Source organism: Nocardia sp. NPDC060255 (genome assembly GCF_042727395.1).
Lineage (GTDB): Bacteria > Actinomycetota > Actinomycetes > Mycobacteriales > Mycobacteriaceae > Nocardia.
The window spans coordinates 16,554-40,111 of record NZ_JBHXAU010000043.1 but is presented as its reverse complement, the minus strand read 5'-3'; the positions used below and the strand labels follow the sequence as shown (position 1 = coordinate 40,111).

General features: G+C 66.0%; 22 protein-coding genes. 8 read left to right on the top strand and 14 right to left on the bottom strand.

Annotated features, from left to right (window positions below; genetic code table 11):
* Positions 1-25: 25 nt before the first annotated feature.
* A complete protein-coding gene (locus ACFWF1_RS42440; protein WP_379285596.1) occupies positions 26-1,024 on the bottom strand; it encodes an endonuclease/exonuclease/phosphatase family protein in 999 nt (332 codons plus the stop codon).
* A gap of 366 nt (positions 1,025-1,390) precedes the next feature.
* Between ACFWF1_RS42440 and ACFWF1_RS42435 the strand changes: the two genes are divergently transcribed.
* From ACFWF1_RS42435 to ACFWF1_RS42425, 3 genes are all read left to right on the top strand, one after another.
* Complete coding sequence (locus ACFWF1_RS42435; RefSeq protein WP_379285598.1) at positions 1,391-2,665, top strand: fatty acid desaturase family protein; 1,275 nt, start codon at positions 1,391-1,393, stop codon at positions 2,663-2,665.
* A gap of 1,431 nt (positions 2,666-4,096) precedes the next feature.
* On the top strand, positions 4,097-4,717 hold the full coding sequence (bluB, locus tag ACFWF1_RS42430; RefSeq protein WP_379285600.1) for a 5,6-dimethylbenzimidazole synthase: 621 nt from the start codon (positions 4,097-4,099) through the stop codon (positions 4,715-4,717).
* Between the two features lie 189 nt (positions 4,718-4,906).
* Positions 4,907-5,152 (top strand): hypothetical protein, encoded by a 246-nt coding sequence (locus ACFWF1_RS42425; RefSeq protein ID WP_379285602.1) that lies wholly within the window; start codon positions 4,907-4,909, stop codon positions 5,150-5,152.
* A gap of 308 nt (positions 5,153-5,460) precedes the next feature.
* Here ACFWF1_RS42425 and ACFWF1_RS42420 read toward each other — a convergent pair whose 3' ends face one another.
* Positions 5,461-6,753, bottom strand: a complete 1,293-nt coding sequence (locus tag ACFWF1_RS42420; RefSeq protein ID WP_379285604.1) for an acetyl-CoA C-acyltransferase — start codon at positions 6,751-6,753, stop codon at positions 5,461-5,463.
* Positions 6,754-7,072: 319 nt separating this feature from the next.
* Between ACFWF1_RS42420 and ACFWF1_RS42415 the strand changes: the two genes are divergently transcribed.
* From ACFWF1_RS42415 to ACFWF1_RS42400, 4 genes are read left to right on the top strand one after another with little or no spacing between them, the layout of a single operon-like run.
* Positions 7,073-7,780: a helix-turn-helix domain-containing protein gene (locus tag ACFWF1_RS42415; RefSeq protein WP_379285605.1), complete on the top strand. Its 708-nt coding sequence runs from the start codon at positions 7,073-7,075 to the stop codon at positions 7,778-7,780.
* 10 nt (positions 7,781-7,790) lie between these two features.
* On the top strand, positions 7,791-8,228 hold the full coding sequence (locus ACFWF1_RS42410) for a hypothetical protein (protein ID WP_379285607.1): 438 nt from the start codon (positions 7,791-7,793) through the stop codon (positions 8,226-8,228).
* Positions 8,229-8,277: 49 nt separating this feature from the next.
* Positions 8,278-8,802 (top strand): hypothetical protein, encoded by a 525-nt coding sequence (locus ACFWF1_RS42405; protein ID WP_379285609.1) that lies wholly within the window; start codon positions 8,278-8,280, stop codon positions 8,800-8,802.
* Positions 8,799-9,908: an MAB_1171c family putative transporter gene (locus tag ACFWF1_RS42400; protein ID WP_379285610.1), complete on the top strand. Its 1,110-nt coding sequence runs from the start codon at positions 8,799-8,801 to the stop codon at positions 9,906-9,908. Before ACFWF1_RS42405 ends, ACFWF1_RS42400 begins: the two co-directional genes overlap by 4 nt.
* A gap of 115 nt (positions 9,909-10,023) precedes the next feature.
* Here ACFWF1_RS42400 and hpf read toward each other — a convergent pair whose 3' ends face one another.
* The 7 genes from hpf to ahcY form a co-directional block, all read right to left on the bottom strand.
* Positions 10,024-10,788 carry a ribosome hibernation-promoting factor, HPF/YfiA family gene (hpf, locus tag ACFWF1_RS42395; RefSeq protein WP_379285612.1) on the bottom strand — a complete coding sequence of 255 codons (765 nt, stop codon included), beginning with the start codon at positions 10,786-10,788 and terminating at the stop codon, positions 10,024-10,026.
* 182 nt (positions 10,789-10,970) lie between these two features.
* On the bottom strand, positions 10,971-11,615 hold the full coding sequence (locus tag ACFWF1_RS42390; protein WP_379285613.1) for a ComF family protein: 645 nt from the start codon (positions 11,613-11,615) through the stop codon (positions 10,971-10,973).
* Between the two features lie 99 nt (positions 11,616-11,714).
* Positions 11,715-13,535 (bottom strand): MtrAB system accessory lipoprotein LpqB, encoded by a 1,821-nt coding sequence (gene lpqB / locus ACFWF1_RS42385; RefSeq protein ID WP_379285614.1) that lies wholly within the window; start codon positions 13,533-13,535, stop codon positions 11,715-11,717.
* A 77-nt stretch (positions 13,536-13,612) separates the two neighbouring features.
* Complete coding sequence (mtrB, locus tag ACFWF1_RS42380; RefSeq protein WP_379285615.1) at positions 13,613-15,382, bottom strand: MtrAB system histidine kinase MtrB; 1,770 nt, start codon at positions 15,380-15,382, stop codon at positions 13,613-13,615.
* 64 nt (positions 15,383-15,446) lie between these two features.
* Positions 15,447-16,124: an MtrAB system response regulator MtrA gene (gene mtrA / locus ACFWF1_RS42375; protein ID WP_069163595.1), complete on the bottom strand. Its 678-nt coding sequence runs from the start codon at positions 16,122-16,124 to the stop codon at positions 15,447-15,449.
* Positions 16,125-16,202: 78 nt separating this feature from the next.
* Entirely contained in the window at positions 16,203-16,850 is a 648-nt protein-coding gene (locus ACFWF1_RS42370) for a dTMP kinase (RefSeq protein ID WP_379285616.1), read from the bottom strand.
* A 198-nt stretch (positions 16,851-17,048) separates the two neighbouring features.
* Positions 17,049-18,533, bottom strand: coding sequence for an adenosylhomocysteinase (gene ahcY, locus ACFWF1_RS42365; RefSeq protein ID WP_379285617.1), 1,485 nt, complete (start codon positions 18,531-18,533; stop codon positions 17,049-17,051).
* 101 nt (positions 18,534-18,634) lie between these two features.
* Here ahcY and ACFWF1_RS42360 point away from each other — a divergent pair, with 101 nt between their 5' ends.
* Positions 18,635-19,681 carry a glycerophosphodiester phosphodiesterase family protein gene (locus ACFWF1_RS42360; protein WP_379285619.1) on the top strand — a complete coding sequence of 349 codons (1,047 nt, stop codon included), beginning with the start codon at positions 18,635-18,637 and terminating at the stop codon, positions 19,679-19,681.
* Positions 19,682-19,699: 18 nt separating this feature from the next.
* On the opposite strand, the gene ACFWF1_RS42355 is transcribed toward ACFWF1_RS42360, so the two are convergent.
* From ACFWF1_RS42355 to ACFWF1_RS42335, 5 genes are all read right to left on the bottom strand, one after another.
* Positions 19,700-20,890, bottom strand: a complete 1,191-nt coding sequence (locus tag ACFWF1_RS42355) for an alkane 1-monooxygenase (RefSeq protein WP_379285620.1) — start codon at positions 20,888-20,890, stop codon at positions 19,700-19,702.
* A gap of 295 nt (positions 20,891-21,185) precedes the next feature.
* Positions 21,186-21,806 (bottom strand): TetR/AcrR family transcriptional regulator, encoded by a 621-nt coding sequence (locus tag ACFWF1_RS42350; protein WP_379285622.1) that lies wholly within the window; start codon positions 21,804-21,806, stop codon positions 21,186-21,188.
* A gap of 40 nt (positions 21,807-21,846) precedes the next feature.
* Entirely contained in the window at positions 21,847-22,032 is a 186-nt protein-coding gene (locus ACFWF1_RS42345; RefSeq protein ID WP_379285624.1) for a rubredoxin, read from the bottom strand.
* Positions 22,029-22,202, bottom strand: a complete 174-nt coding sequence (locus tag ACFWF1_RS42340) for a rubredoxin (protein WP_379285625.1) — start codon at positions 22,200-22,202, stop codon at positions 22,029-22,031. The genes ACFWF1_RS42345 and ACFWF1_RS42340 overlap by 4 nt, the downstream gene beginning before the upstream one ends.
* Positions 22,199-23,449, bottom strand: a complete 1,251-nt coding sequence (locus ACFWF1_RS42335) for an alkane 1-monooxygenase (RefSeq protein WP_379285627.1) — start codon at positions 23,447-23,449, stop codon at positions 22,199-22,201. The genes ACFWF1_RS42340 and ACFWF1_RS42335 overlap by 4 nt, the downstream gene beginning before the upstream one ends.
* Positions 23,450-23,558 lie beyond the last annotated feature (109 nt).

The window sequence follows — 23,558 nt, the reverse complement described above, 5'->3', positions numbered from 1 at the left end:
AGTACCGGCCCTCGCCGTCAGGAAATCACCAGCGCACCTTCAGGTCGCTGACGACGGCGGCATGATCGGAGTAGAACACTCCGGGACCGTGCCGCCGCATGCGCTGGTCCACCACGCGGGCCCCGCGCGTTTCGACCTTGCCCTTGGCGAAGAGGAAATCGATCCGCTGATCGGTGAGCAGCTTCTCGGTGGGGAGCGGGCTCCAGGTGCGGCCGGGGACGGCACAGACATCCGGGTTGGCCGCGCGGAACGTGTCGACGAACCCCGCGTCGGTGACGGCCTTGGTGGCGGTCAGCGGATAGCTCAGCCCGAAGTGGTTGGGACAGTTCGCCTGGCTCGGCGTCCAATCCGCGCCGGGCAGCGTGTTGAAGTCACCGCCCATCAGCACCGGTGCGGTATTGCCGCCGAGCATCCTCGGGATCTGGTTGTGCACGATATCGGTGATGTATTGCGTCTGTGCACGTTCCGCCTGCACGACGGTGGCGACGGAGTGCCGCGGTTCGCGACCGTCGCGGCGGTCGATCGCGTTCTCGTCGATCAGATAGCCGTCCCACGGATCGGTGTAGGTGAGCCAGGTCGCGAACAGATTCAGCTCGCCGTCGTGCGGCACCCGCACCCGCACGCCGCCGAGATTGAAGTCGCTCACCGGGCCGCCCTGCGGCTTCGGGTAGGTCGCGACGACCTCGTACTTGGTGAAGATCCACAGGTTGTCCGACCCGGCGGGGCGGTCGGTGATCTTCACCCCGGTGTAGCGGCCGTTGTGCGCGCGGCGAGTCAGCGCATCGGTGATGGTTTCGCCGGAGCCGTAGGTCTCCACGGCGAAGAACACGTCCGGCTTGATGTCGATCACCTGATCGATCAGGTCGTTCAGATTGTCCGGCGTGGGCTCACGGCCACCGTGCAGGATGTTCCAGGTCAGCACGCGCACTCGCTCGTGGTCGTCGGCGTGCGCCAGCGGCGCGGCGCCTGCCAGTGCGGTGCTCGCCAGCAGAACAGCCGTGAGCAACGCCTTGGATAATCGCATTGTCGAACTCCATTCGTCAGGGACGCTGGAAGTTAGGTGAATATTCGGAACGACACATGTCTGGTTGGCAAAAGTTCGACAAAGTGGCTGGTTGGCCGGATATCTCCAGGGCAAGTGGGGAGCTGAGCCGCCGGTTGCGCGCGAGGAGGCCGCTACGAGTTGCGCGAACCCGCTCGACGGAGCAGTATCAAGCACCGAACGGGCAGGCTTCGCTGCGCGGAATTCCCTGTGAGAGAAGGCTTTACGCCGTAACGTCGAGGCGACCGGCCTAGCATCAAATACCCGGCTTCGCAATGGGGGATTTGCCACATCCGCGTTCAGGTCCTCGTAACCTACGCTCTCGTAACTTACGGTACTGTAACCGCCATGGCGATCTCGGATGTCAAGGAATACGCACATCTCACCGAGGCCGACGTGGAAGCACTCGGCGCGGAATTCGACGCGATCCGGCGGGATATCGAAGCCTCGCGCGGTGCGCGCGACGCTCGGTACATCCGCAACGTGATCCGTCTGCAGCGCGCACTCGAGATCAGCGGCCGCGGCGTGCTTTTCGCCAGCTTCTTACCGCCCGCCTGGCTGGCCGGCGTCGCCCTGCTCAGCACCGCCAAGATCATCGAGAACATGGAGATCGGGCACAACGCCATGCACGGGCAGTGGGACTGGATGAACGATCCGGAAATCCACTCCAGCACCTGGGAATGGGACAACGCGGGCGCGGCCAAGCACTGGAAGCACACGCACAACTACCTGCACCACAAGTACACCAACGTGCTCGGCATGGACGACGACATCGGCTACGGTCTGCTCCGGGTCACCCGCGATCAGCGGTGGAAGCCGTTCAACCTGGGCAATCCGGTCTACAACCTGGTGCTGCAGCTGCTTTTCGAATACGGCGTCGCGATCCAGCACATGGAGCTCGGCAAGCTGGCCGCAGGCCGGTTCAAGCCGGGCACGCCGGAGCGCGAAGATTTCGAGCGCAAGCGCACCGAGGCGCTCACCAAGATGGGCAAGCAGGTGGTCAAGGACTACGTGATCTTCCCGGCGCTCACCGGCCCCGCGTTCTTCTCCACGCTCACCGCCAACCTCGCCGCGAACGCGATCCGCAACGTCTGGTCCAACGCGGTGATCTTCTGCGGCCACTTCCCCGACGGCGCCGAGAAGTTCACCAAGGCCGACATCGACGGCGAAACCAAGGGCCAGTGGTACCTGCGCCAGATGCTCGGCAGCGCCAACATCTCCGGCGGCCCGCTCACCCACTTCATGACCGGCAACCTCAGCCACCAGATCGAACACCACCTCTTCCCCGACCTGCCGAGCAACCGGTACGCCGACATCGCGGTGAAGGTCAGGGAACTGGCCGAAAAATACGACCTCCCCTACACCACCGGCTCACTGCCGGTGCAGTACTTCAAGGCCTGGCGCACCATCCTCAAGCTGTCACTGCCCAACAAGTACCTCCGCGACACCGCCGACGACGCACCCGAAACCGCCTCGGAACGCAAATTCGCCGGCACCCCAGGCCCCATCATCGACCCAGAAACCGGCAAACGCCGCGGCCTACGCACCGCCCTGGCCGAAGGCAGAAAACGCCTCACCCGCCGCCCCACCCCCACCAAGCCCACACTCCAACTCACCAAGTAACCCCTCGGCCTCCGGCCCCCACCAAACCTCATCGAGTCGAGCCAAATGGTCGCCAATGGATCTCCAACAGCAACCATCCGACTCTGCTGATCTCGAAACCACCCGCAAACCAGTCAGCGGCCCACATTGAACCGCTCACCCTTTGCGCAACCCGCACACCGGTGCGGGTTGCGCGGGTTACACAAACGGCGAGCACCCTCCAACACCCCCCGCGCGCAGCAAAATCCGCACCCTCACTCGGGATCGGCACCGACTTTAGGGCCCTATTCCGAGTGCTGATCCCAAGTGAGAGTGCGGATTCTGTGGTGAAACTGGGTACCGCACGACTGGCGCTGAACCGCTCACCCCTTGTTAAACCTGCACACCCGCTATACCCGGTGTGAGCATTAGACAAAGGGTGAGCACCTTCCAATTCGCTACGCGGGCAGCGGAATCGGCACCCTGTGTCGGGATCGCACACCCGAATCAGGGCCCTACTGCCGGACGGGTTCCGAGAGACGGTGCGGATCGGTGCTCGAAACCGGGTACGCACCCCGCCACGAGCGCCTGGCCCCCACCTCACCCCGCCGAACCCAGAATCTGCGCACCCTCTCGGGACCTGCACCGGCTTTAGGGCCCTATTCCCAGTGCCGATCCCGAGACAGAGTGCAGATCTCGGGCATGCCAGGGGCGGAGTGCACCTGGTGGGGTTGATCGCGCACCGAAACCGCCGCGGACCGCTTGGTGAGGTTGATCGCGCACCGAAACCGCCGCCAGTTTGACGGGGTTGATCGCGCACCGAAACCGCCGCCGACCACCCCGCTCTTATCCAAAGCGCTTGTGACGCAACCACAGCCAGATGACCACCTCGGAAACGCGACACCACGCACCTGACGCACACCTAAAGCCGGGTACGGCACACGACGCGCCCAGCACTACTCACAAGAAAACATGGGATCAGGTCTTCAGCTCACTGGACAGGTCATCGCCTGGAGTCCCTAAGAAGCACTTGCCCGGATAAGTGCACCTTTCCGAGGGTCTTTTTGTGTACTGGCCCGGGTTGGTATACGCACAGAGAACTCCGGTGGTGTGCTGGCTCAAAGGTTGTCGACTGGTTCATCAGATGACCGGAGTAGTGCTGGGCACGTCAGGTGGGGTACCCGACCTGCTCTTCCGCGGCTTGTGATGGGCAACGCTTGTGTTCCAGCGTGAAGACTGGCTGTGGTCCGGTTCAAAGATGCTGGGGAAACGAGGCGAGTCGCGTGGGTGCTGGCGTCATCGAGTCGAGCAGAGTCGAATGGTTGTTGGCGTGATCGAGCAGAGTCATATGGTTGCTGGCGTCATCGAGCAGAGTCATATGGTTGCTCATGAAGATCGTTTAGCGACCATATGACTCCCCTCGAATGCTTGCCGAGGGGTGGGTGGTTGAGTTAGTGGGTGGGTGCTGACGGGTTGAGTGTTTACGAGGCTATTCGGGTGCGGCGCGATGTGCGGGCGGAGTTCACCGGGGAGTTGGTGGATGACGTGACGCTGTGGCGGATTCTCGAGGCGGCGCATCGGGCGCCGAGCGTGGGGAATTCGCAGCCGTGGGATTTCGTGGTGGTGCGGGATCCGGGCACACTGGGCAAGTTCGCTGATCATGTGGCGGACAAGCGGATCGAGTTTCGTTCCGGGCTGCCGCCGGAGCGTGCAGCCACCTTCGAGCCGATCAAGATCGAGGGCATCGTCGAGAGCGGCACCGGCATCGTGGTCAGCTACGACCACAGTCGCGGCGGGCCGCAGGTGCTCGGCCGTGCCACCGTTCCCGAAACCGGTGTCTACTCCGCCGTGCTCGCGATCCAGAACCTCTGGCTGGCCGCCACCGCGGAGGGTATCGGCGTCGGCTGGGTCTCCTTCTACGACCCCGAATTCCTCACCGACCTCGTCGGCCTGCCCGAGGGTATCCACCCGGTCGCCTGGTTGTGTGTCGGTCCCGTCCACGAATTCCAGCAGGTTCCCGACCTGGAACGATTCGGCTGGCGCACCGGTCGTCCGCTGCACGAAGCCGTCCACCACGAGACCTACCGCGCCTGACGCACACTTCTCGGTGTCCCGCACACGTTTTCGCCTACGCTGCGGTGTGCGGCAGATCACGGGATGTATTTCTATTCGGCAGGAAAGGCGAGGATTCGCCGGCTGAGCGAGTGGGTACGTCAAGGACGGATCCATCTCGGACAATGAATTCTTTTCGGACGCATGTTCTTCAGGCTCAGGAGGTTTGCCATGGCCAATGTCGACGCCGTACGGCTGTCGAATGAGCTCGGCATCGATCTCGCGTCCGCCATGCTCCGCCTCCGCCGAGAAGCCCTCCCCGGCGAAACCAACCACGACACCTGCCTCCGAATCATCGCCAGCGAAGGCCGCAAACCCCAACCCGCCCGCCGCACATACTCCGGCTACGGCATCCGCCCCACCGCAGACGGCACAATCCCGGTGATCCCCCCGGACCGCCCGCAACGCGCGCAGTAACGCCACTCCACCCAGCCCGGCCCACCCAGCCAGGCTGAGTCGAAAGCTCCTGCGCCGCCCATGTTTCGTCCAGCCGCGCACAAAATCGCCAGCCGATTCGCGCACCACAGGCAAACCCTTGCACGACAGGCAAACTCGTGCGCGGCAAGCCAATCCGTGCGCGAGAGAGAACAGCCTCTGACGCGCGCGTTTCACCCTGCCGCGCACGAAATCGCCAGCTGATTCATGCGCGGCAAGCGAATTCATTCGCGGCAGGCGAATTCGTGTGCGGCCGAGGGATTTGGGTGGGTGGCTGGCGGGTCAGGGCGTCAGATGCGCTCGAGTACTGCGGAGGCTCCGATGCCGCCTGCGGCGCAGATGCCAAGCAGGGCGGCGTTTTTGCCGGTGCGGGCGAGTTCGTTTGCCATGGTCGTGACCATTCGGGCGCCGGTGGCGCCGAAGGGGTGGCCGAGGGAGACGGAGCCGCCGTGGATGTTGAGGGTGTCGATGTTGATGTCGCCGACGGGGGTGTCGCGGTCGAGGCGGGACTTGGCCCATTCGGTGCTGGCGAGTGCGGCGAGCACGGATAGTGTTTGGGCGGCGAAGGCCTCGTGGATGTCGACGAAATCGATGTCGCTCAACGACATTCCGGCCTTGTCCAGTGCACGCGGCATGGAGATGGCCGGGCCGATGAGCACCTGATCGGTCGGATCGACGCTGACGTAGCTCCAGGAGCGGAAGGCGGCGAGCGGCCGATAACCGAGCTCCAGCGCCTTCTCCTCGCTCATCAGCAGCACTGCGGAAGCGCCGTCGGTGAGCGGGCTCGCGTTGCCCGCGGTCACCGTGCCGTTTTCGGCGAATACCGGCTTGAGTTTCGATAGTTTTTCGATGCTGGTGTTGCCGCGTACCAATCCGTCGCGGTCGATCTCGGTGCCCTCGGGGGTGCGCACCCGCAGCACCTCGTCGTCGAATCGGCCCGAATCGATGGCCGCGGCCGCGCGATGATGCGAGCGGGCGGCGAACTCGTCCTGATCGGCGCGGCTGATGCCGTGGATGCGGGCCATCTTCTCGGCCGACTCCCCCATTACCTCGCCGGTGGTGCGCTCGGCGATCTTCGGCCTGCTCGGCAGCAGATCGGTGAACGGCGCGAGCTGCGCGACCGCGGACAGGTAGTCCTTCGGTTTCGGCTTGCCCAGGGCCAGCGGCGCCGCGGCATGCACCACCTTCTGCGGCAGTTTCACCTCGGCGTTGGAGGTGGAATCGCTACCGCCCGCGATCATGACGTCGTATTCGCCGCGCTCGATCGCGGCCGCGGCGGAGGTCACCGCCTGCAGGCCGGAGGCGCAGGCCCTGGTCACCGTGTATCCCTCGCAACCCGGATCGAGCCGGAGGTCGAGGGCGATCTCCCTGGCGATGTTCGGCGCCGCGCTCGGCAGGATGACCCCGCCCCACACGATCGCCTGCACCTGCGCGCCGGGCAGCCCGGCCCGCTCCAGCAGGCCACGGACCGCGGCATCGGCGAGCGCGATGGAATCCATCCGCGTGTATCCGGTGAACGCACGCACGAACGGCGTACGCGCACCGGACACGATAACGGCACGGCGAGCAGCCTTGGTGGCCATGCGATTTCCTTTCGAGAGATCTATGACCACCAAACTTACTCCATAGTAAGTTCACCGTCGACCCCCTTCGCCGACGGTGATCCCGTGCGCAGCGGCGATCCCCTCCATCGTCGCTGGTTCCGGCCTGTCACGCGCCGTTGCGCAACAGACCGGAGGCGCCCGTCCCGACGAACGCCCCTGCCCGTCTCGGAACGCTCTCCAGAAACCGAAGTCGGCGGCGACTCGGCGCATCAGAACAGTAGCAATATTGCTACTAATTTTTCAAACACTTTCTATTGGTTTGCCTTTGCCCCTGGTCGCGCCTACCCTTGAGTGCACTATGCATAGCCCTTCGGAGCTGTCGCGGCGCCAGAAGAGATTCGGCCGAATCATCAAGGAGCGCCGGGACGAGCTCGGACTCACGCAGTTACAGATCGGCGATCTCGGCGGGCCATCGGCACCGACGATTCGCAAGATCGAGGACGGCGACGCAGCGATCAGCACGACCACGCTGAACAAACTCGACGCGCCGCTGCGCTGGCTGCCGGGCAGTGCCGCGCGAACCTATGCGGGCGGCACCCCCGCGGTCGCCGACCCCGCGCCGCCCGCCCGCCACCCCGGCGAGTCCGTCGTGGCCGGTCCCGACTCGATCCGCTTCGAAATCGCCGACCTCACCGGCCTTCTCGCGACCGCGGGCCGGCTCAACGACGCCGTCGAAAAGGGCAACGCGACCGATCCGCAACTGGTCGCCGCGATCGGCGAACTCAACCGGGTGGTCTCCACCCTGTCCGCGCGTTACGCGACCACCATGCTGGAACGCAACGGCGGCCCGGGCCGAGTGCTGCACCCCCTCGTCGAAATGGCGTTCGCGCACCTGCTCGAGGTGCCCGCCGAAGCCAGCGACGCGACCGAACTACAGGAACGGCGCTACCGGCGCTGGCTGGCGGGACGCTCGGAGGACGTGGATGCTGCGACAGAAGGTCAATTCCAGGCACGCTGGCTGGCTGCCAACCTGGCGACGACCGCGAGCCGAAACGGTGGGCACTGAGGTGACCGAGATGGCAGAGGACGCGCGGGCCAACGGGAAACTCACGCTGAGTCACAAGATCAACCGGCTCTTCGCGGTGATGCATCCACGCTCCGCGCCGGAGCGCAGCAATGCGACGGTGGCCGAACTGGCGAGCGACTACCTACGCCGGACCGTCCCGGCCAGCCAGCTCGAGCGACTACGCAGCGGCGAATTCGACGGCGAGAACGCCGCTGGCGCAGTCGAACCGGAGCTGCTCGCGGCCATCGCGCAGACCTTCGGGGTGGCCGCCGACTACCTCACCACCACGGGACCGGCGGCCGCGGCCATCGACCGCGAGCTCGAGCTGCTCGCGACCATGCGCGATGCCAATGTCTCCAGCATCGCGCTGCGCGGTTCCAACATCGATCAGTCGATTCTCGCCAGGATCATCGAGAGCACCGATCGCCCCGTACCGCCGAGTCGGTAATATCGCTACCTACACGGGGGCAACGAGCTTGCTGTAGGAGATCGATCGCATGGCCATGCAGGCCCGGTTCCGGAACCTGACCCGGGACGTACCGATTCCGCACCCGTGGGATCTGTCGAGCTATCTCGACGACGTCGCGCAGTATCGCGGCCGGAGCATCACCCTGCTGCCGATCGATACCGCGCTGCTCGCGGGCACCGGATGCGGCACCGGCAGCGGACTGTGGATCGCCAAGCAGGACAGCGATGTCATCGTCTACGGCGCGGACACCACCGAGTGGCACGCCGAGCACATCATCGTGCACGAGCTCGGCCACATGCTGCTCGGTCACGGCCCGGAGCAGCCGACCGACGGCGACCCCGCGCCGAGCACGCCGACGGTGGCCGCGGTCGCCGAACTGCTGCCGTCGATCTCGCCGGAATCCATCGCGCACGTCCTCGGCCGCACCGACTACGGCACCACCCGCGAACGCGATGCCGAAACCTTCGCCGACATGGTCATGCTGCACGCCATGCGGCCACCGCGCCGAGACTCGTTGCTACACCGGACCTTCTTCCGCGACCGCCGTCGGTGAGCTCGCCCGTCCCCGCGCTGCTCGCGGTGCCGGTGATCGTCTTCGTCGTGGCGGTGGTCCTCGGACGCGTCGCGCTGCTCAACCGCACCGCGATCGACCGCCTGCTCAACCGCACGCTGGCCTGGACCGCGCTGTCACTGGTGCTGCTCGAGCGGGGCATCGCGCCGCGGTTCGGCAGTCTGCTGCATCAGCTGTCGATGGGCGCCACCATGCTCGCCATCGCGAGCCTCTGCGGCGCCGCGATGCGGTGGGCCGGCACGGACCCGCGCCGTGCCACGCGCCGCCAGCGCTATCTCGACCTGGCCGCCGCCGCATCCGTGCTGCTGATCCTGATCATCGGTACGCCCTATCGGCGGGCCGGGACGCTGCTCGGCCAGGACAGTAGCTGGCAGGAGTTCGTGGTGTCGGCGGTGATGTGGATTCCGCTGCTCGCGGTGGGCACGCTGGTCTGGCGGGTCGGCCTGCGCGAACTGCGCGGCGGCGACGTGACGCGGTATGAACGCGTCGTCTTCTCCGCCCTGCTGGCCGCGCCGTTCATCGCGGCCGCCGGCCTGGTCAGCTCGATCGCCCGGCACACCGGGCATTGGCAAGCCGAGGATCCGCACCTGACCCGTTGGGCCGCACCGAATTTCGGCACGGTGTTCGTGCTGGCGGCGATGCTGGCCGTCCCGCTGGCCGAGCTGTTGTCGGCGCGCACCGGCTGGGACCGAGCCGGGCGGCACTGCCGCCGACTGCGGCCGCTGTGGCGCGATCTCACCGCGGCGGTGCCCGAAATCGTGCTTCCCGCAACGGGTTCGGTCCCGCCGGACGCCCGCCTGCTCCGGATGACCGTCGAGATCCGCGACGCACTGATGCAGCTGCACCGGTACCTACCCGCTGATCATCCGGCGGAACCCGGACCGCCGAGCAGTGCGCGCTACGCCAGGCAGCTGCGGCAGGCCATCACGGCCAAACGCAACGGCGTCACACCGGCCACGGCATCGCGTGTCGCCGATCGCTTCGGCGCACCGTCGAGCGATATCGACTCGGACATACGTCGCCTGCTCGACCTCGCACGGGCTTGGTCCAAACGCGAAACATCCACGGCGACAACGGGTCTTACGTAATTCGCGACGAAGCCGTGCCTAGGCGGTGAATTGATCACTTCGACCGAAGCAGGTCTCCGGGCACCCAACTCGAGCGTTGACTGCCCGGAGCGGCGGATGGGGTGGGAACCCTGGACTATGCGAGCCGGATGAGGCCGTAGTCGAAGGCGTGCCGACGATAGACAACCGACGGTCGGTCGGTCTCTCGGTCTTGGAAGAGGAAGAAGTCATGGCCGACGAGTTCCATCTGGTAGAGGGCGTCGTCGACGGACATCGGGGTGGCGGTGTGCACCTTGGTGCGAACGATATGGCCGGGTCCGGCCGCGTATTCGGAGTTTTCCAGCAGTTCGTCGGGGCGGCGGCGCGCGTCGCCGTCCGGGTGGTCGTGCGCGGTGCCCGCGCCGTTTCCGTTCGGCTCGACGAAGAGCGAGTCGTCCACCAGATCAGCGGTCGCCTGGGCCACGGATACCGGGGTCTTGTCTCCGTAGTGCACCTTGCGGCGATCCTTGGTGCGGCGCAGGCGGCTCTCCAGCTTCGCCGTCACCGACTCGAGCGCGGCGTAGAAACTGTCGGCGCAGGCCTCGGCCCGGACGATCGGGCCCTTGCCGCGCGCGGTGATCTCCACCCGCTGACAACTCTTGCGCTGCCGACGATTTCGCTCGTGGAACAGCTCTACGTCGAAAATGAATATGGACGGATCGAAACGTTCGAGCCGGGAGAGTTTCTCCGCGACATAGATTCGAAAATGATCCGGAACTTCGACATTGCGACCCTTGACCACGACGTCCGCGCGGGGCGTCTTGGTCTGGTCCGCAAGGGATTGTTCGGTCACGTCCAAGGTGCTGTCATCCAACACCGAAGGAGCGGCGTCTTGCACTGAAGGTCGTGAAGAAGTCGTCACGCGTACCTCCCGAATATGGCCGCACAGACAACGTGCGTGCGGCGGGAATGAGCCGTGCCGATCGACGATCTCTCGGCACATGATGTCCGAGGCGCCACCTCCAAACTCCCGGTTCGGGTGTGTGATCGCGACGCTAGTACGACATCGGGGAGTGCGCCAGTGTTCACGCAAATTTCCCGGAGTCAAGCAGCACAGGTAACCAGTACGGCGTGTGGCCGCAGGCCGATCCGAGCCAGCGCGCGCACCGACTCGCGGGCCGTCGCACCGGTTGTCAGCACGTCGTCGACCAGCACTACCTCGGCGTTTTCCGGCATCCGCGGCCCGGCTCCGCGGCCGGGTAGTGTGGTGACACGACCACCAAGATTGTGAGCCCGCTCACCGGACGTCAAGCCCACCGAATCACGCACACCCCACCACACCCGCAACAGAGATACCACCTGGCTATCAGGCAGCCAACTCGCGGCTACCCGCGCCATCCGCAGCACCGGATCGCCGCCGCGCCTGCGCGCCGCGACCTTCCGGCTCGGCGCGGGCACCAGCAGGAGTGGCCGATCCCCGGCCCGTAAACGCGCGAGTGCACCGGCGAGCGCCAGCCCGAGCGGCTCGGCCAGATCGCGGCGCCCGTCCTCCTTGGCGGCGAGCACCGCCCGCCGCCCCGGCCCTGCGTACGGCCCGAGCGCCCAGCACGGCACCCCCGGATCGGTCCGCGGCCACACTCGCGTCGGCGGACCCGCGAGTGCCGCCGCGCATTCGGCGCACCAGCCGGTACCGGCGCCGCGGCAGCCCGCACAGGCGGCGGGCAGGATCAGATCCAGCAGGGTCCGCATCGCCCGAGTGTGCGCGCACCCACCGACAAGGTCAGCGGACGCAACCCGGCAAACCTCTGATTCCGTTGCAGCAGAACGATTTACACTGTCCGAACGGACTCAGCCCGGCAGCACCGGGACGGCGTTCGCGCCGAGCCCCGGCACCTCACGCCAGTACGGCTCGCCGCCGTCCGGATTACTGGTCAGCTCCAGCACCGCACGAGAATCGGCGGCGTACTGATGTTCGGGGGTGGCACTGACCTGGCGCACCGGCGCCGTCAGGTTCCGGCTGGTCTGCGGGATCGGCTGCGAGCCGTCGATCGACACGGTGCCGACCGGGTCGACATTGCCCTCCCTGGAGATGATCAACCGGTCGCTGCCGAACCACGACAACGACACGGCGGCCGCACTCGAATTGACGCCGACCGGCAGCGGCGAGGCCAGCGCGAAACCGCCGCCCGGCTTCGGAATGACCACCGCGACATAAACTTTCCCGTCGGCGATCAACGCGGCCCGCACGCCGGTACGGGAGATCCGCAGCTCGGTGATGGGCGCACGGAAGGTCGAGCCCGATCCGGCGGCGGTGAGCGCCGAGGTGTCCACATCTTGTATCGAGACGGTGTTGGTAGTCCGATCGTTGACCGCACGGATCACCCGCTCGCCATCGATGACCGCCCACGCGGCAGTGCCGTCGATGTTCCAGGACGGCCGGGTGATGCTGTTGCCCGCCAGCACCGGAATCGCGTTGCCGCCGTAGGTGCCGATCATCAGGGTGCGCGGCGGTTCCGCAGGCCGTCCGGTATCGGCGACGCCGGCGACCAGCTGACTGTCCGGCGAAAGCGCCGCGGACAGCAGGTTGTTCACGGTCCCGAAGTAACCGGGTGCGGGCGCGATGGGCGCGTTGTTCTCCGGCACCTGCACCAGCGCGCCACCGCGCAGCGCGTGCAGGCCGACCTGAGTGTTGCCCAGCGTCGGCTGGCTGTACTGCTGCACGTCGGCGACCGACCAGCCGCTGCCGGTGAACCGATCGTCGAACGGTTTGCCGTCGGCGAGCAGCACATACGGGCCGGGCACGTCCGCGCCCGCCAGGGTGAGCACCACCTGCGCGGCGAGTAACTCGCGATCGTGCGGGTTGAGCGCCGAGGCGCCGGCGAAGTCGATCTTCACCCCGCCGAGCCCGACGCCGACCTCGTCCGGATCGCCGTTGGCCTTGGTGATGGGGCCGCGCAGGGTGATCGGCGCGGCCAGCTCGTTGCGCAGCACCGGGGCGAGCGCGGGCTGGGTGCCCTCGCCGAGCATGCCGAGCAGCCGCTGGGTCAGCTGTGCCTTGGGCACGGCGGCCCAGCGCAGGTCCGGGACGACGACGCTACTGGTCGGATCGACGAAGTAGAGCACATAGCGCCGGTACGACTTGCCGAACGCGATCGCGTCCATCACCACACCGTCGGGCAGCTCGTCGATGCGCCATTCGTCGTTGACCTTGGTCATCTCGATCTTGTTTTCCAGCGGCGGGTCGGCCGAGGCCCGGTACGCGCCGTTGCTGTCCAGGTCGGCGACCTTGCGCGCCCGGATCCGATAGGTCGCCTTGTCGCCGGTGCGCGACTCGCGCAAGGTATCCGGCTTCTCCACGATCGTGGTGCCCGCGGAATCGTCCCACTGCGCGGCGGCCGACGGGGTCATGTACTGGCGGGCCGCCAGGTGCCGATTGGTCGGGTCGGCGGTGGCCAGCAGGAAGTCGCGCAGCAGCAGATCGGGATCGCGTCCCTGGATGGGGGCGGGCGGTCCCTCCGAGGTCGGCTCGCGGTTGATGGTGCCGAGCGCCTGCGGCGCCGAGGATTCCGGCAGGCTCGCGCACCCGGAGAGCACGACCAGCGCCGCGAGGGCCGCCGCGCCGCACGCGAACAGCCGCTGCCTCGTCGCCGAACCGGCACGCCTGCTCATGAAACCCCTTCCCCGGGACGCGGCGCCCCGTCGGAGCTGCGCATCGGATTGGCGCTGGCCGGGCGGGTGACGCCGACTCATGACGGTACGTCTCCCGATTTCGGCACCGCGTCGGCACCCGCCTGCGACGGCGTGCCCGCCGACGACCCGTTCCCGTTCGCCGGTGCCGCCGCGCCGTCGCCCGGCGTCGTATCCGGTTCCGGCTCAGCCGAATTCGGCACGACCTCCAGTTCGACCTGCCGGACGACGGCCTGCTTGCGAATGGGTTCCAGCGAGAGCGGGCTCGCGCCGAGCTTCTTGCCGCGCACCAGCGGCAGCGTCAGCCGGAAGCTCGCACCGATACCGACCTCGCCCCAGGCTTCCAGCCTGCCTTCGTGCAGGTTCGCGTCCTCCACGCTGATCGACAGACCGAGGCCGGTGCCGCCGGAACGGCGCATCCGGGACGGATCGGAGCGCCAGAACCGGTTGAACACCAGCTTCTCCTCGCCGGGCCGCAGGCCGACGCCCTGGTCGCGCACCACCACGGACACCGCGTTGGCGTCGCCGTCGCCGCGCATCCGGATCAGCACCGGCTTGCCCTCGCTGTGATCGATGGCGTTGGCGAGCAGATTCCGCAGCACCCGCTCGACCCGGCGCGGATCGACCTCGGCGACCAGCGGGTCCTCCGGCAGATCGATGACGACCTCGACACCGGCGTCCTTGGCCAGGTGGCGCACCGTCGAGATGGCCGCACGCGCGCACATCCGCACGTCCAGCGATTCGACCTGCAGCTCGGCGACGCCCGCGTCGTGGCGGCTGATCTCGAGCAGGTCGTTGAGCAGGCCCTCGAACCGGTCCAGCTCGTTGACCAACAGTTCCGCGCTGCGGGCCAGCGCCGGATCCAGATCGTCACTGCTGCCGTGGATCAGGTCCGCGGCCATTCGCACGGTGGTCAACGGGGTGCGCAGCTCGTGGCTGACGTCAGAGGTGAACCGGCGCTGCAGGTTTCCGAATTCCTCCAGCTGGGTGATCTGGTTGGACAGGCTCTCGGCCATCTCGTTGAACGCCTGCGCCAGCCGCGCCATGTCGTCCTCGCCGCGCACCAGCATGCGTTCCTTGAGCCTGCCGTCGGCGAAACGACCGGCGATCCGCGCCGCCGACCGAATCGGCAGCACCACCTGCCGCGTCACCAGCGCGGTGATGGCGGCAAGCAGAACGAGCAGCACGATGCCGCCGATCAGCATGGTGCCGCGCATCAGCGACAGACTGCGCGCCTCGCTGGCCAGCGGGAAGATGAGATAGATCTCCAGCGTGGGCACTTCGGTGCTCGGGCTGCCGATGATCAAGGCGGGCCCGTGATACCCGCTCGAGTCCGAGACGGTGGTGAACTGGCGGCTGACCTGTCCGCGCCGGACGAAGTTGCGCAGCTCGTTGGGCACGTCCTGAATCGGGCCCGCGTTGAGCTCCGTCTGGCCGCTGCCCATCATCACCAGCGCCACGTCGTAACTGCCCGCGACGCCGGTCTGCGGGCTGCCGTCGCTGGACAACGCGTTGCGCGCCTCTTTCAGTTGGGCGCTGGTGTCGTGCGAGCCGACCAGTTGCTGATGCACCGCGTTGCGCGCGCGGCCCATCTCCTCGACCGCCGCGTTGATCTTGGTGTCCAGCATCCGGTTGGTGATCTGATCGGTCAGCACCACACCGAGAATCGTGATCACGATCAACGACAGGGTGATCGTCGAGACCGCGACCCGCAGTTGCAGCGACCGCTGCCACAGGTGGCCGAGCAGCGTGCCCAGTTCGGTGAACCGGGCCCCCACCGCGGCCAGTCGCCGCTCCAGTTGATTTCTGGAGCGATCGGTCACTGCCACGCCTCGTCGGCGCTCGATGCCTCCGTCCGCACGAACGCTGCCACGAGTCGCGCACCGCGACCGATCACGGCGGTCCGGCCTTGTAACCGACGCCGCGCACGGTCAACACGATCTCCGGATTCTCGGGATCCTTCTCGACCTTGGCGCGCAGCCGCTGCACATGCACGTTCACCAGTCGGGTATCGGCGGCATGCCGGTAGCCCCAGACCTGTTCGAGCAGCACCTCGCGGGTGAACACCTGACGCGGCTTACGCGCCAGCGCGACAAGCAGATCGAACTCGAGCGGCGTCAGCGAGATCTGCGCGCCGCCACGAGTCACCTTGTGCGCGGGCACATCGATCACGATGTCGGCGATGGACAACAGCTCGGCGGGCTCGTCCTCGGTGCGGCGCAATCGAGCGCGCACCCTCGCGACGAGTTCCTTCGGCTTGAACGGTTTGACGATGTAATCGTCGGCACCTGACTCGAGTCCGAGCACCACGTCGACCGTGTCGGTCTTCGCGGTGAGCATCACGATCGGTACCCCGGAATCGGCCCGCAGCACGCGGCATACATCGATGCCGTTCATGCCGGGCAGCATCAGGTCCAGCAGCACCAGATCGGGGCGGATCTCGCGAACCGCCGCCAGGGCCTGTGTGCCGTCGCCGACCACATGCGGGTCGAACCCTTCCCCGCGCAAGACGATCGTGAGCATCTCTGCGAGTGCCATATCGTCGTCGACGACCAGAATCTTCGGCTTCATAATTACTATGTTGTCATCTCCCAGGCCAGGATCGGGCTGCCACGCCAACACTGGTGTGAACCCGCCGCACATCTAACCCTAGCGGGTAATCAAATCGGCCAATCGCGCAGCCAGCGTGGCTGGATCGTCACCGGATCGGAATATCCACCACGGCCCATACCAGTTCCGTTGAGCGAGCCCACGGTACACCGCGCCGGTGCGGTGCTGCAGTCCGCCGTCGCGTTCGTACGCGTCGAGTGCCCGGCTGTCGTCGAGTTCACCGCGCCGGCGCGCCCGCTCGGCCGCGACCTCGGTCGGCACGTCGAGCAACACCTGCAGCGCGGGCACCGGCAGTGCGAACCGCCCGAATTCCAATTCCCCCACCCAGCGCACGATTTCGCCGTCGTCCGATTGTTCGAGCCGAGCCGCCGAATACGCCGCATTGGACGCGACATAGCGGTCGAGCACCACGATGTCGTTGTCGGCCAAGAGCTTCGACAGCTCGTCGCCGGCCCCCGCCCGATCGAGTGCGAACATCAGGGCCATGCCGTTGACCGACTCGGCCAGATCGCCGTGACCGCCGCGCAGCGCCTCGGCCGCCAGATCGGCATGCACGGATTGTCCATAACGCGGAAAGGCCATCGTTTGCACACGCAATCCGCGCGTGCGTAATTCGCCGGCGGCCGCATCGATCAGCGTGCGCTTGCCTGCGCCATCGAGGCCCTCCACCGCAACCAATGCACCCATGCGCAGCAGGTTAGTGGCCGATCGCCGCGAGCCGGTGCGCGGGTTCGGCCGCCGTCGCCGACAGCGGTAGCGCGAGCGGGTCGGCCTACCCCGGTTCGATCCTGTGCTGGCTGCTGCACCCGAGCCCGACCTGCCAGCTCTGACCTCAGCCGATAAGACCGTCCTGCCGGTCCGAAAGGACCGGCAGGACAACAGGTCTCAGTAGCGGTAGTGCTCCGGCTTGTACGGGCCGTCGACGTCGACGCCGATGTACTCGGCCTGATCCTTGGTGAGCTTGGTCAGCTCGCCGCCGAGCGCCTCGACGTGGATCTTGGCGACCTTCTCATCGAGGTGCTTGGGCAGGCGGTAGACCTCGTTGTCGTATTCGTCCGGCTTGGTCCACAGTTCGATCTGCGCGATCACCTGGTTGGAGAAGCTGTTGGACATCACGAACGACGGGTGTCCGGTGGCGTTGCCCAGGTTCAGCAGGCGCCCCTCGGACAGCACGATGATCGACTTGCCGGACTCCTTGAAGGTCCACTCGTCGACCTGCGGCTTGATGTTGATCCGGGTCGCGCCGGAGCGCTCCAGGCCGGCCATGTCGATCTCGTTGTCGAAGTGACCGATATTGCCGAGGATCGAGTGATCCTTCATCGCCTTCATGTGGTCGAGGGTGATGATGTCCTTGTTGCCGGTGGAGGTGATGACGATGTCGGCGTCGGCGATCGCGCCGTCCACGGTGACCACGTCGTAGCCGTCCATCAGCGCCTGCAGCGCGTTGATCGGGTCGATCTCGGTGACCTGCACCCGGGCGCCCTGTCCGGCAAGCGATTCCGCACAGCCCTTGCCGACGTCGCCGTAGCCACAGATCAGCACCTTCTTGCCGCCGATGAGCACATCGGTGCCGCGGTTGATGCCGTCGATCAGCGAGTGGCGGGTGCCGTACTTGTTGTCGAACTTGGACTTGGTGACCGAGTCGTTGACGTTGATCGCCGGGAACACCAGCTCACCCGCGGCGGCGAACTGGTACAGCCGCAGCACGCCGGTGGTGGTCTCCTCGGTGACGCCCTGCACCGAATCGGCGATGGCGCTCCACTTGCCCTTGTCAGACTCGAAGCGCTCGCGCAGCAGGTTCAGGAACACCGTGTACTCGGCCGAGTGGCTCTCGTCCGCCGGCGGCACCACGCCCGCCTTCTCGAACTGCGCGCCGCGCAGCACGAGCATGGTGGCGTCACCGCCGTCGTCGAGGATCATGTTGGCGGGTTCGTTCGGCCAGGTGAGCATCTGCTCGGCGGCCCACCAGTACTCCTCCAGGGTCTCGCCCTTCCAGGCGAAGACCGGGGTGCCCTTGGGCTCGTCGATGGTGCCGTGCGGGCCGATCACGATGGCGGCCGCGGCGTGATCCTGGGTGGAGAAGATGTTGCACGAGGCCCAGCGGACCTCGGCGCCGAGTGCGACCAGGGTCTCGATCAGCACGGCGGTCTGCACGGTCATGTGCAGCGAGCCGGAGATACGGGCACCGCGTAGCGGCAGCACCTCGGCGTATTCGCGGCGCAGCGCCATCAGGCCGGGCATCTCGTGCTCGGCGAGCCGGATCTCCTTGCGGCCGAATTCGGCCAACGCCAGATCTGCCACCTTGAAGTCGATGCCATTACGGACATCGGCGGTGAGTTCAGTTCGGGCGCCAAGTTCTGAGGTCGTCATAGCCTCTGTCTGCCTCTCCTGGAATGTCGGTACCAACACGCAAGGTTAATCGCTGGCGCGGCGGATGGGTACACCGTACTCACCCTTGCTAGCTTGGCGCGATGCCGAACCTCCGCGCCATAGTCACGGCCGCTGTCGCCGGGTCCCTCGTCCTCGGTGTGAGCGCCGCCTGCGACAGCCGATCCGACTCGTCACCGGCTACCGCGCCGCGAACGGTGGAGCTGCAGGCGCACCGCGGCGGACGCGGTCTCACCGTCGAGGAATCGCTGGCCGGCTTCACCAAGGCGATCGAACTCGGCGTGAGCACGCTGGAACTGGACATCGTGCTCACCAAGGACAAAATGCCGATGATCTGGCACGACCCGACCGTGCTCGCGACCAAGTGCGCGGACACCGCGCCCGCAGTGCCGGACGATCCGCAGTTCCCCTACGTGGGCAAGCTGGTGCACGACCTGACCTACGCGCAGACCCAGACGCTGGACTGCGGCAAGACCCTCACCGATTTCCCCGGCCAGCAGGCGGTGCCCGGCAACCGGATAGCCACGCTGCCCGCGCTGTTCGATCTGGTGAAGACCTACCGTGGCGCGCACCTGCGCTACAACATCGAGACCAAGGTGGAGGCCGAACACCCCGAGCAGTCGGCGACGCCGCAGGAGTTCGTCGACGTCATCCTGAGCACGGTCGCCGCGGCGGGCGAGACCGGCAATGTCGATATCCAGAGCTTCGACTGGCGGTCACTTCCGCTGGTGCGCAAGGCGAATCCGGCGATCCCGACGGTGGCGCTCTATGACGACACCACGTTCGTCGCCGGCTCGAAGTGGCTCGGCCCGATCCGCTACGAGGACTTCGCGAGCGATCCGCTCGGCGCGGTGAAGGCGCTGGGCGCCAATGCCGCCTCGCCCGGTTACTCGGCCCCGTACGGCAAGAAGGCGGGCGAACCCGGCTTCGGCTTGGTCGCGGACAAGGCTTACGTCGGGCGCGCGCACGAGCTCGACCTGCGGGTGATCCCGTGGACGGTGAACGACAAAGCCACCATCGCCGCGCAGCTGGATGCCGGCGTGGACGGCGTGATCACCGACTACCCCGACCGCATGCGGGAGGTATTGCAGGAGAAGGGTTTGCCCCTGCCTCCTGCCTACCACCGCTGAGCCGGGGCAGCCGGGGAGCTACGCGGCGCCGGACTCCGGCACGTCGGACTCCGCCGAATCCTGCTGCGCTGTGGCCGAATTGTGCTGCGCGGTGGCCGAACCCGCCTGCGCCGCATTCGCCTGCGCCGCATTCGCCTGGGCCGCAGCCGTCAGCGTCGCGACGGTGCCGTACTGCTCCAGCAGGCGGCGGCGCTTGCGCGGATGGATATTCGCCTTGGTGATATCGCCGTCGTAGTGCTCGAGCACCCGATGGTCCATGATCGCCCGCCACACCGGCGGCACGATCGCGAACAGGATCATCGTCGCGTACCCGGCGGGCAACTGCGGCGCCTGCATCGAACTGCGCAGCGTCTGGTACCTGCGGCCGGGATTGGCGTGGTGATCGCTGTGCCGCTGCAGATGGAACAGGAAGATGTTGGTGACCAACCGATCGCTGTTCCAGCTGTCCCGCGGCGAGCAGCGCGCGTAGTTCCCGTTCGGGCGCTTGGCCCGCAGCAAGCCGTAGTGCTCGATGAAGTTCACCGTCTCCAGCAGCGAGGCGCCGATCACGGCCTGCAGTATCAGCCAGGGCAGGATGCTGATACCGAAGATCGCCATCATCGTGCCGAACAGCACGATGCTCATCGACCACGCCTGCAGGATGTGGTTGTGCACGCTGAACCAGCGCAGGCCTTTTCGCTCCAGCCGCACCCGCTCCAGCTCGATGGCCGAGCGGAAGCTGCCGAACACACTGCGCGGCAGGAACTCCCACAGCGTCTCGCCGAGCCGGCCGCTGGCCGGGTCCTCCGGAGTCGCCACCCGCACGTGATGTCCGCGGTTGTGCTCTACGAAGAAATGTCCATAGAACGACTGCGCCAGCGCGACCTTGGCCAGCCAGCGCTCCGCATGCTCGACGCGATGGCCGAGCTCGTGCGCGGCGTTGATGCCGATGCCGCTGACGAAGCCGAGCGTGGCCGCCAAGCCCAGCTTGTCGACGATGCTCAGCTCGTGCCCGGCCCACATGGCGCAGGCGATGAGCAGGCCGAGCAGTTGAACAGGAAGGAAAAGATAAGTGCACCACCGGTAGTACCGGTCGTTGCTCAGCAACTCGTAATCCTCATCGCGCGGATTGGTGCCGTCCTCGCCGACAACCCAGTCCAGGACCGGGATGACGATCAACACGATGATCGGACCGATCCACCAGAACACCTTTGCGCCCGTTTGCAACACGAGTTGCGAGGGCAAGAGAGCGCTCAGTGGAGCGATCAAGCCGAAAACCCATAAGTGACGTTTGGGATCTGTAGATACCGCCGGTTTGCCAACCGTTTGCACGTTTGCCCCGCTAAATAGGAACCCTAACTCCGATGTACGAGAATAGTTCCAGACTGTACGGCCGATTCGCAGAACTTGGAGGCCGAAACGTGATGAGGGTTACATCCATGGCAGTTGGTTTTTAAGCGGGCTCACATGTGCTTGAAGTACTGGCTTACTTAGTGCAAACAGACTGGCCTTCTTGGGAGTTCGATCAGTGATCGATCCGGGCCGCCAGAATCGCCTCGACGTACGGACTCAGCAACGCACTCAAGTCACCCGGTGCGTCGCGTCCCGGATCCGGCGGCGTGGGGATGTAGCTCATCGCGATGCGGACGAGCGCGTGCGCGATGACATCCGATTCGGCCGCGGTCGCCGACACCCAGCTGTGCTGAAAAGCCAGTGACAGTCGAGCGGTCGCTTGGTCGAGCAACGGCCCAGCATCGAGGGTGATGAGCCGCAGCAGATCCAATTTCACCTCACCGGCGAGCAGTGATTGCACCAGGGGATCGGCGGCGGCGTCAACAAAGAAATTGGTCATTCCCTCACGGAACGCCGCGCGCACATCACCGACATTGCCGGTGATGGCCGCGTCCACGTGATCGACCAGATCGTCGGCCAGGCGCAGCGCGTAGGACTGCGCGAGGCCACTGCGGGAACCGAACTCGTTGTAGAGCGTTTGCCTGCTGACCCCGGCCTTGGCCGCCACATCACCGAGGGTGATCTTGGACCAGTCCCGTTCGGTGAGCAGGTCGCGCATCGCCCCGAGGACGGAGGCGCGCAAGAGTTCACGCGCCGCCTCCTGATAGGGGATGCGGGTTCCGGAGCGCGGCATACCGGCGAGACTGTCACGGGCGGTTCCCGCAGTCAAAACCTCACGACCGTTCTATTTCGACCATGTAGAAGTCGGCCTTGGCCGCGCCGCAGTCCGGACAGGTCCAGTCGTCGGGGATATCGTCCCAGCGGGTACCCGCCACGATCCCGTCCTCCGGCCAGCCCTTGGCCTCGTCGTATTCGAAACCGCATTGAATACACTGAAAAAGTTTGAAGTCGTTCTTCATTTGACAGCTTCCACCTGATCGAAGTCGATCTTTTCCCGGACACCACAGTCCGGACAGGCCCAGTCGTCCGGAATTTCCGTCCACGGCGTTCCGGCGGGAAATCCCTCGTGCGGCGCACCTTTGGCCTCGTCGTAGACGTAATCACAGACGGGGCAGCGAAACTTATTCATGCCTGCACCTCGCCGGTCACGACACCGCCTCGGTAGCGGGCAATGACCTTGTCCCGCTTGGCCGGGTGGATGTTCGCACGCGTGATGTCCCCGTGATAGTGCGCGAGCACCCGCTTGTCCATCACCCGGCGCCACAGCGGCGGGAAGTAGGCGAGCAGGATCATGCTGGCGTAGCCGCTCGGCAGGTTCGGCGCACCGTCCCAGCTGCGCAGCGTCTGGTAACGCCGGGTCGGGTAGGCGTGGTGGTCGCTGTGCCGCTGCAGGTGGTACAGGAAGATGTTGGTAACGATGTGGTCACTGTTCCAGCTGTGCACCGGGGCGGGCCGCTCGTACCGGCCCGACGAAGTGCGTTGCCGGACAAGACCGTAGTGCTCCAGGTAGTTGACCGCCTCTAGCAGGCTGAAGCCGATCACCGCCTGCAGCACCAGGTATGGCAGCAGGGCGATCCCGAATACCGCGATCAGAACCGCGTACAGCACCGCCGACATCAGCCACGCGCTCAGCACCTCATTTTTCGGACTCCACCATTTCTTGTCCAGCCGCGCAAGGCGCGTCTTCTCCAACCGCAACGATGACGTCAGGCTGCCCCACACGGTGCGCGGCCAGAAGGCCCAGAAGCTTTCGCCGACACGAGAACTCGCCGGATCCTCCGGCGTCGCGACGCGTACGTGATGGCCGCGATTGTGCTCGATATAGAAATGCCCGTAGAAGGACTGGGCCAGCGCGATCCGGGACAGCCAGCGCTCCAGCTGAACCTTCTTGTGCCCCAATTCATGTGCGGTATTGATGCCGATGCCGCCGAGCATGCCGACGGTGATCGCCAGGCCGATCTTGTCGACCAAGTGCAGGCCGCCGTCGAAGCCCAGCCAGCTCACCTGGTCGGCGGTGATCAAATAGCAGGCCATGATCAGCGAGGCGTACTGGAACGGCAAATACAGATAGGTGAGATAGCGATAGTACCTGTCCTGCTCCAGGTACTCCATCACCTCGTCCGGTGGATTGTCACCGTCGGGACCAAAGAAGATGTCCGCCAACGGAATCAGGATGTACACCAGAATAGGCCCGAGCCAGAACGGCACCTGGGCCAGCCGATGCCAGCCAATAGCGTTGAGCGCCAGGATCAGTGGGATGCCGATCGTGAAAAGGCCGGTCGGGGCGAACAATCCCCACAGCCACATATAACGCTTGCGATCGCGCCAGTCCGGGGTGGACACCGGCTGCGCGGACGTGTCGGCTGCTGTCGACATCGTTGTCTCCAATCCAAAAGCGGCACGTCGCGTGTGACGTGCATTACCTCTGAAATGGACGATAGAGATCGATTTGTCGTTTGTCTAGACAAATCTGCTCATTTGTAAA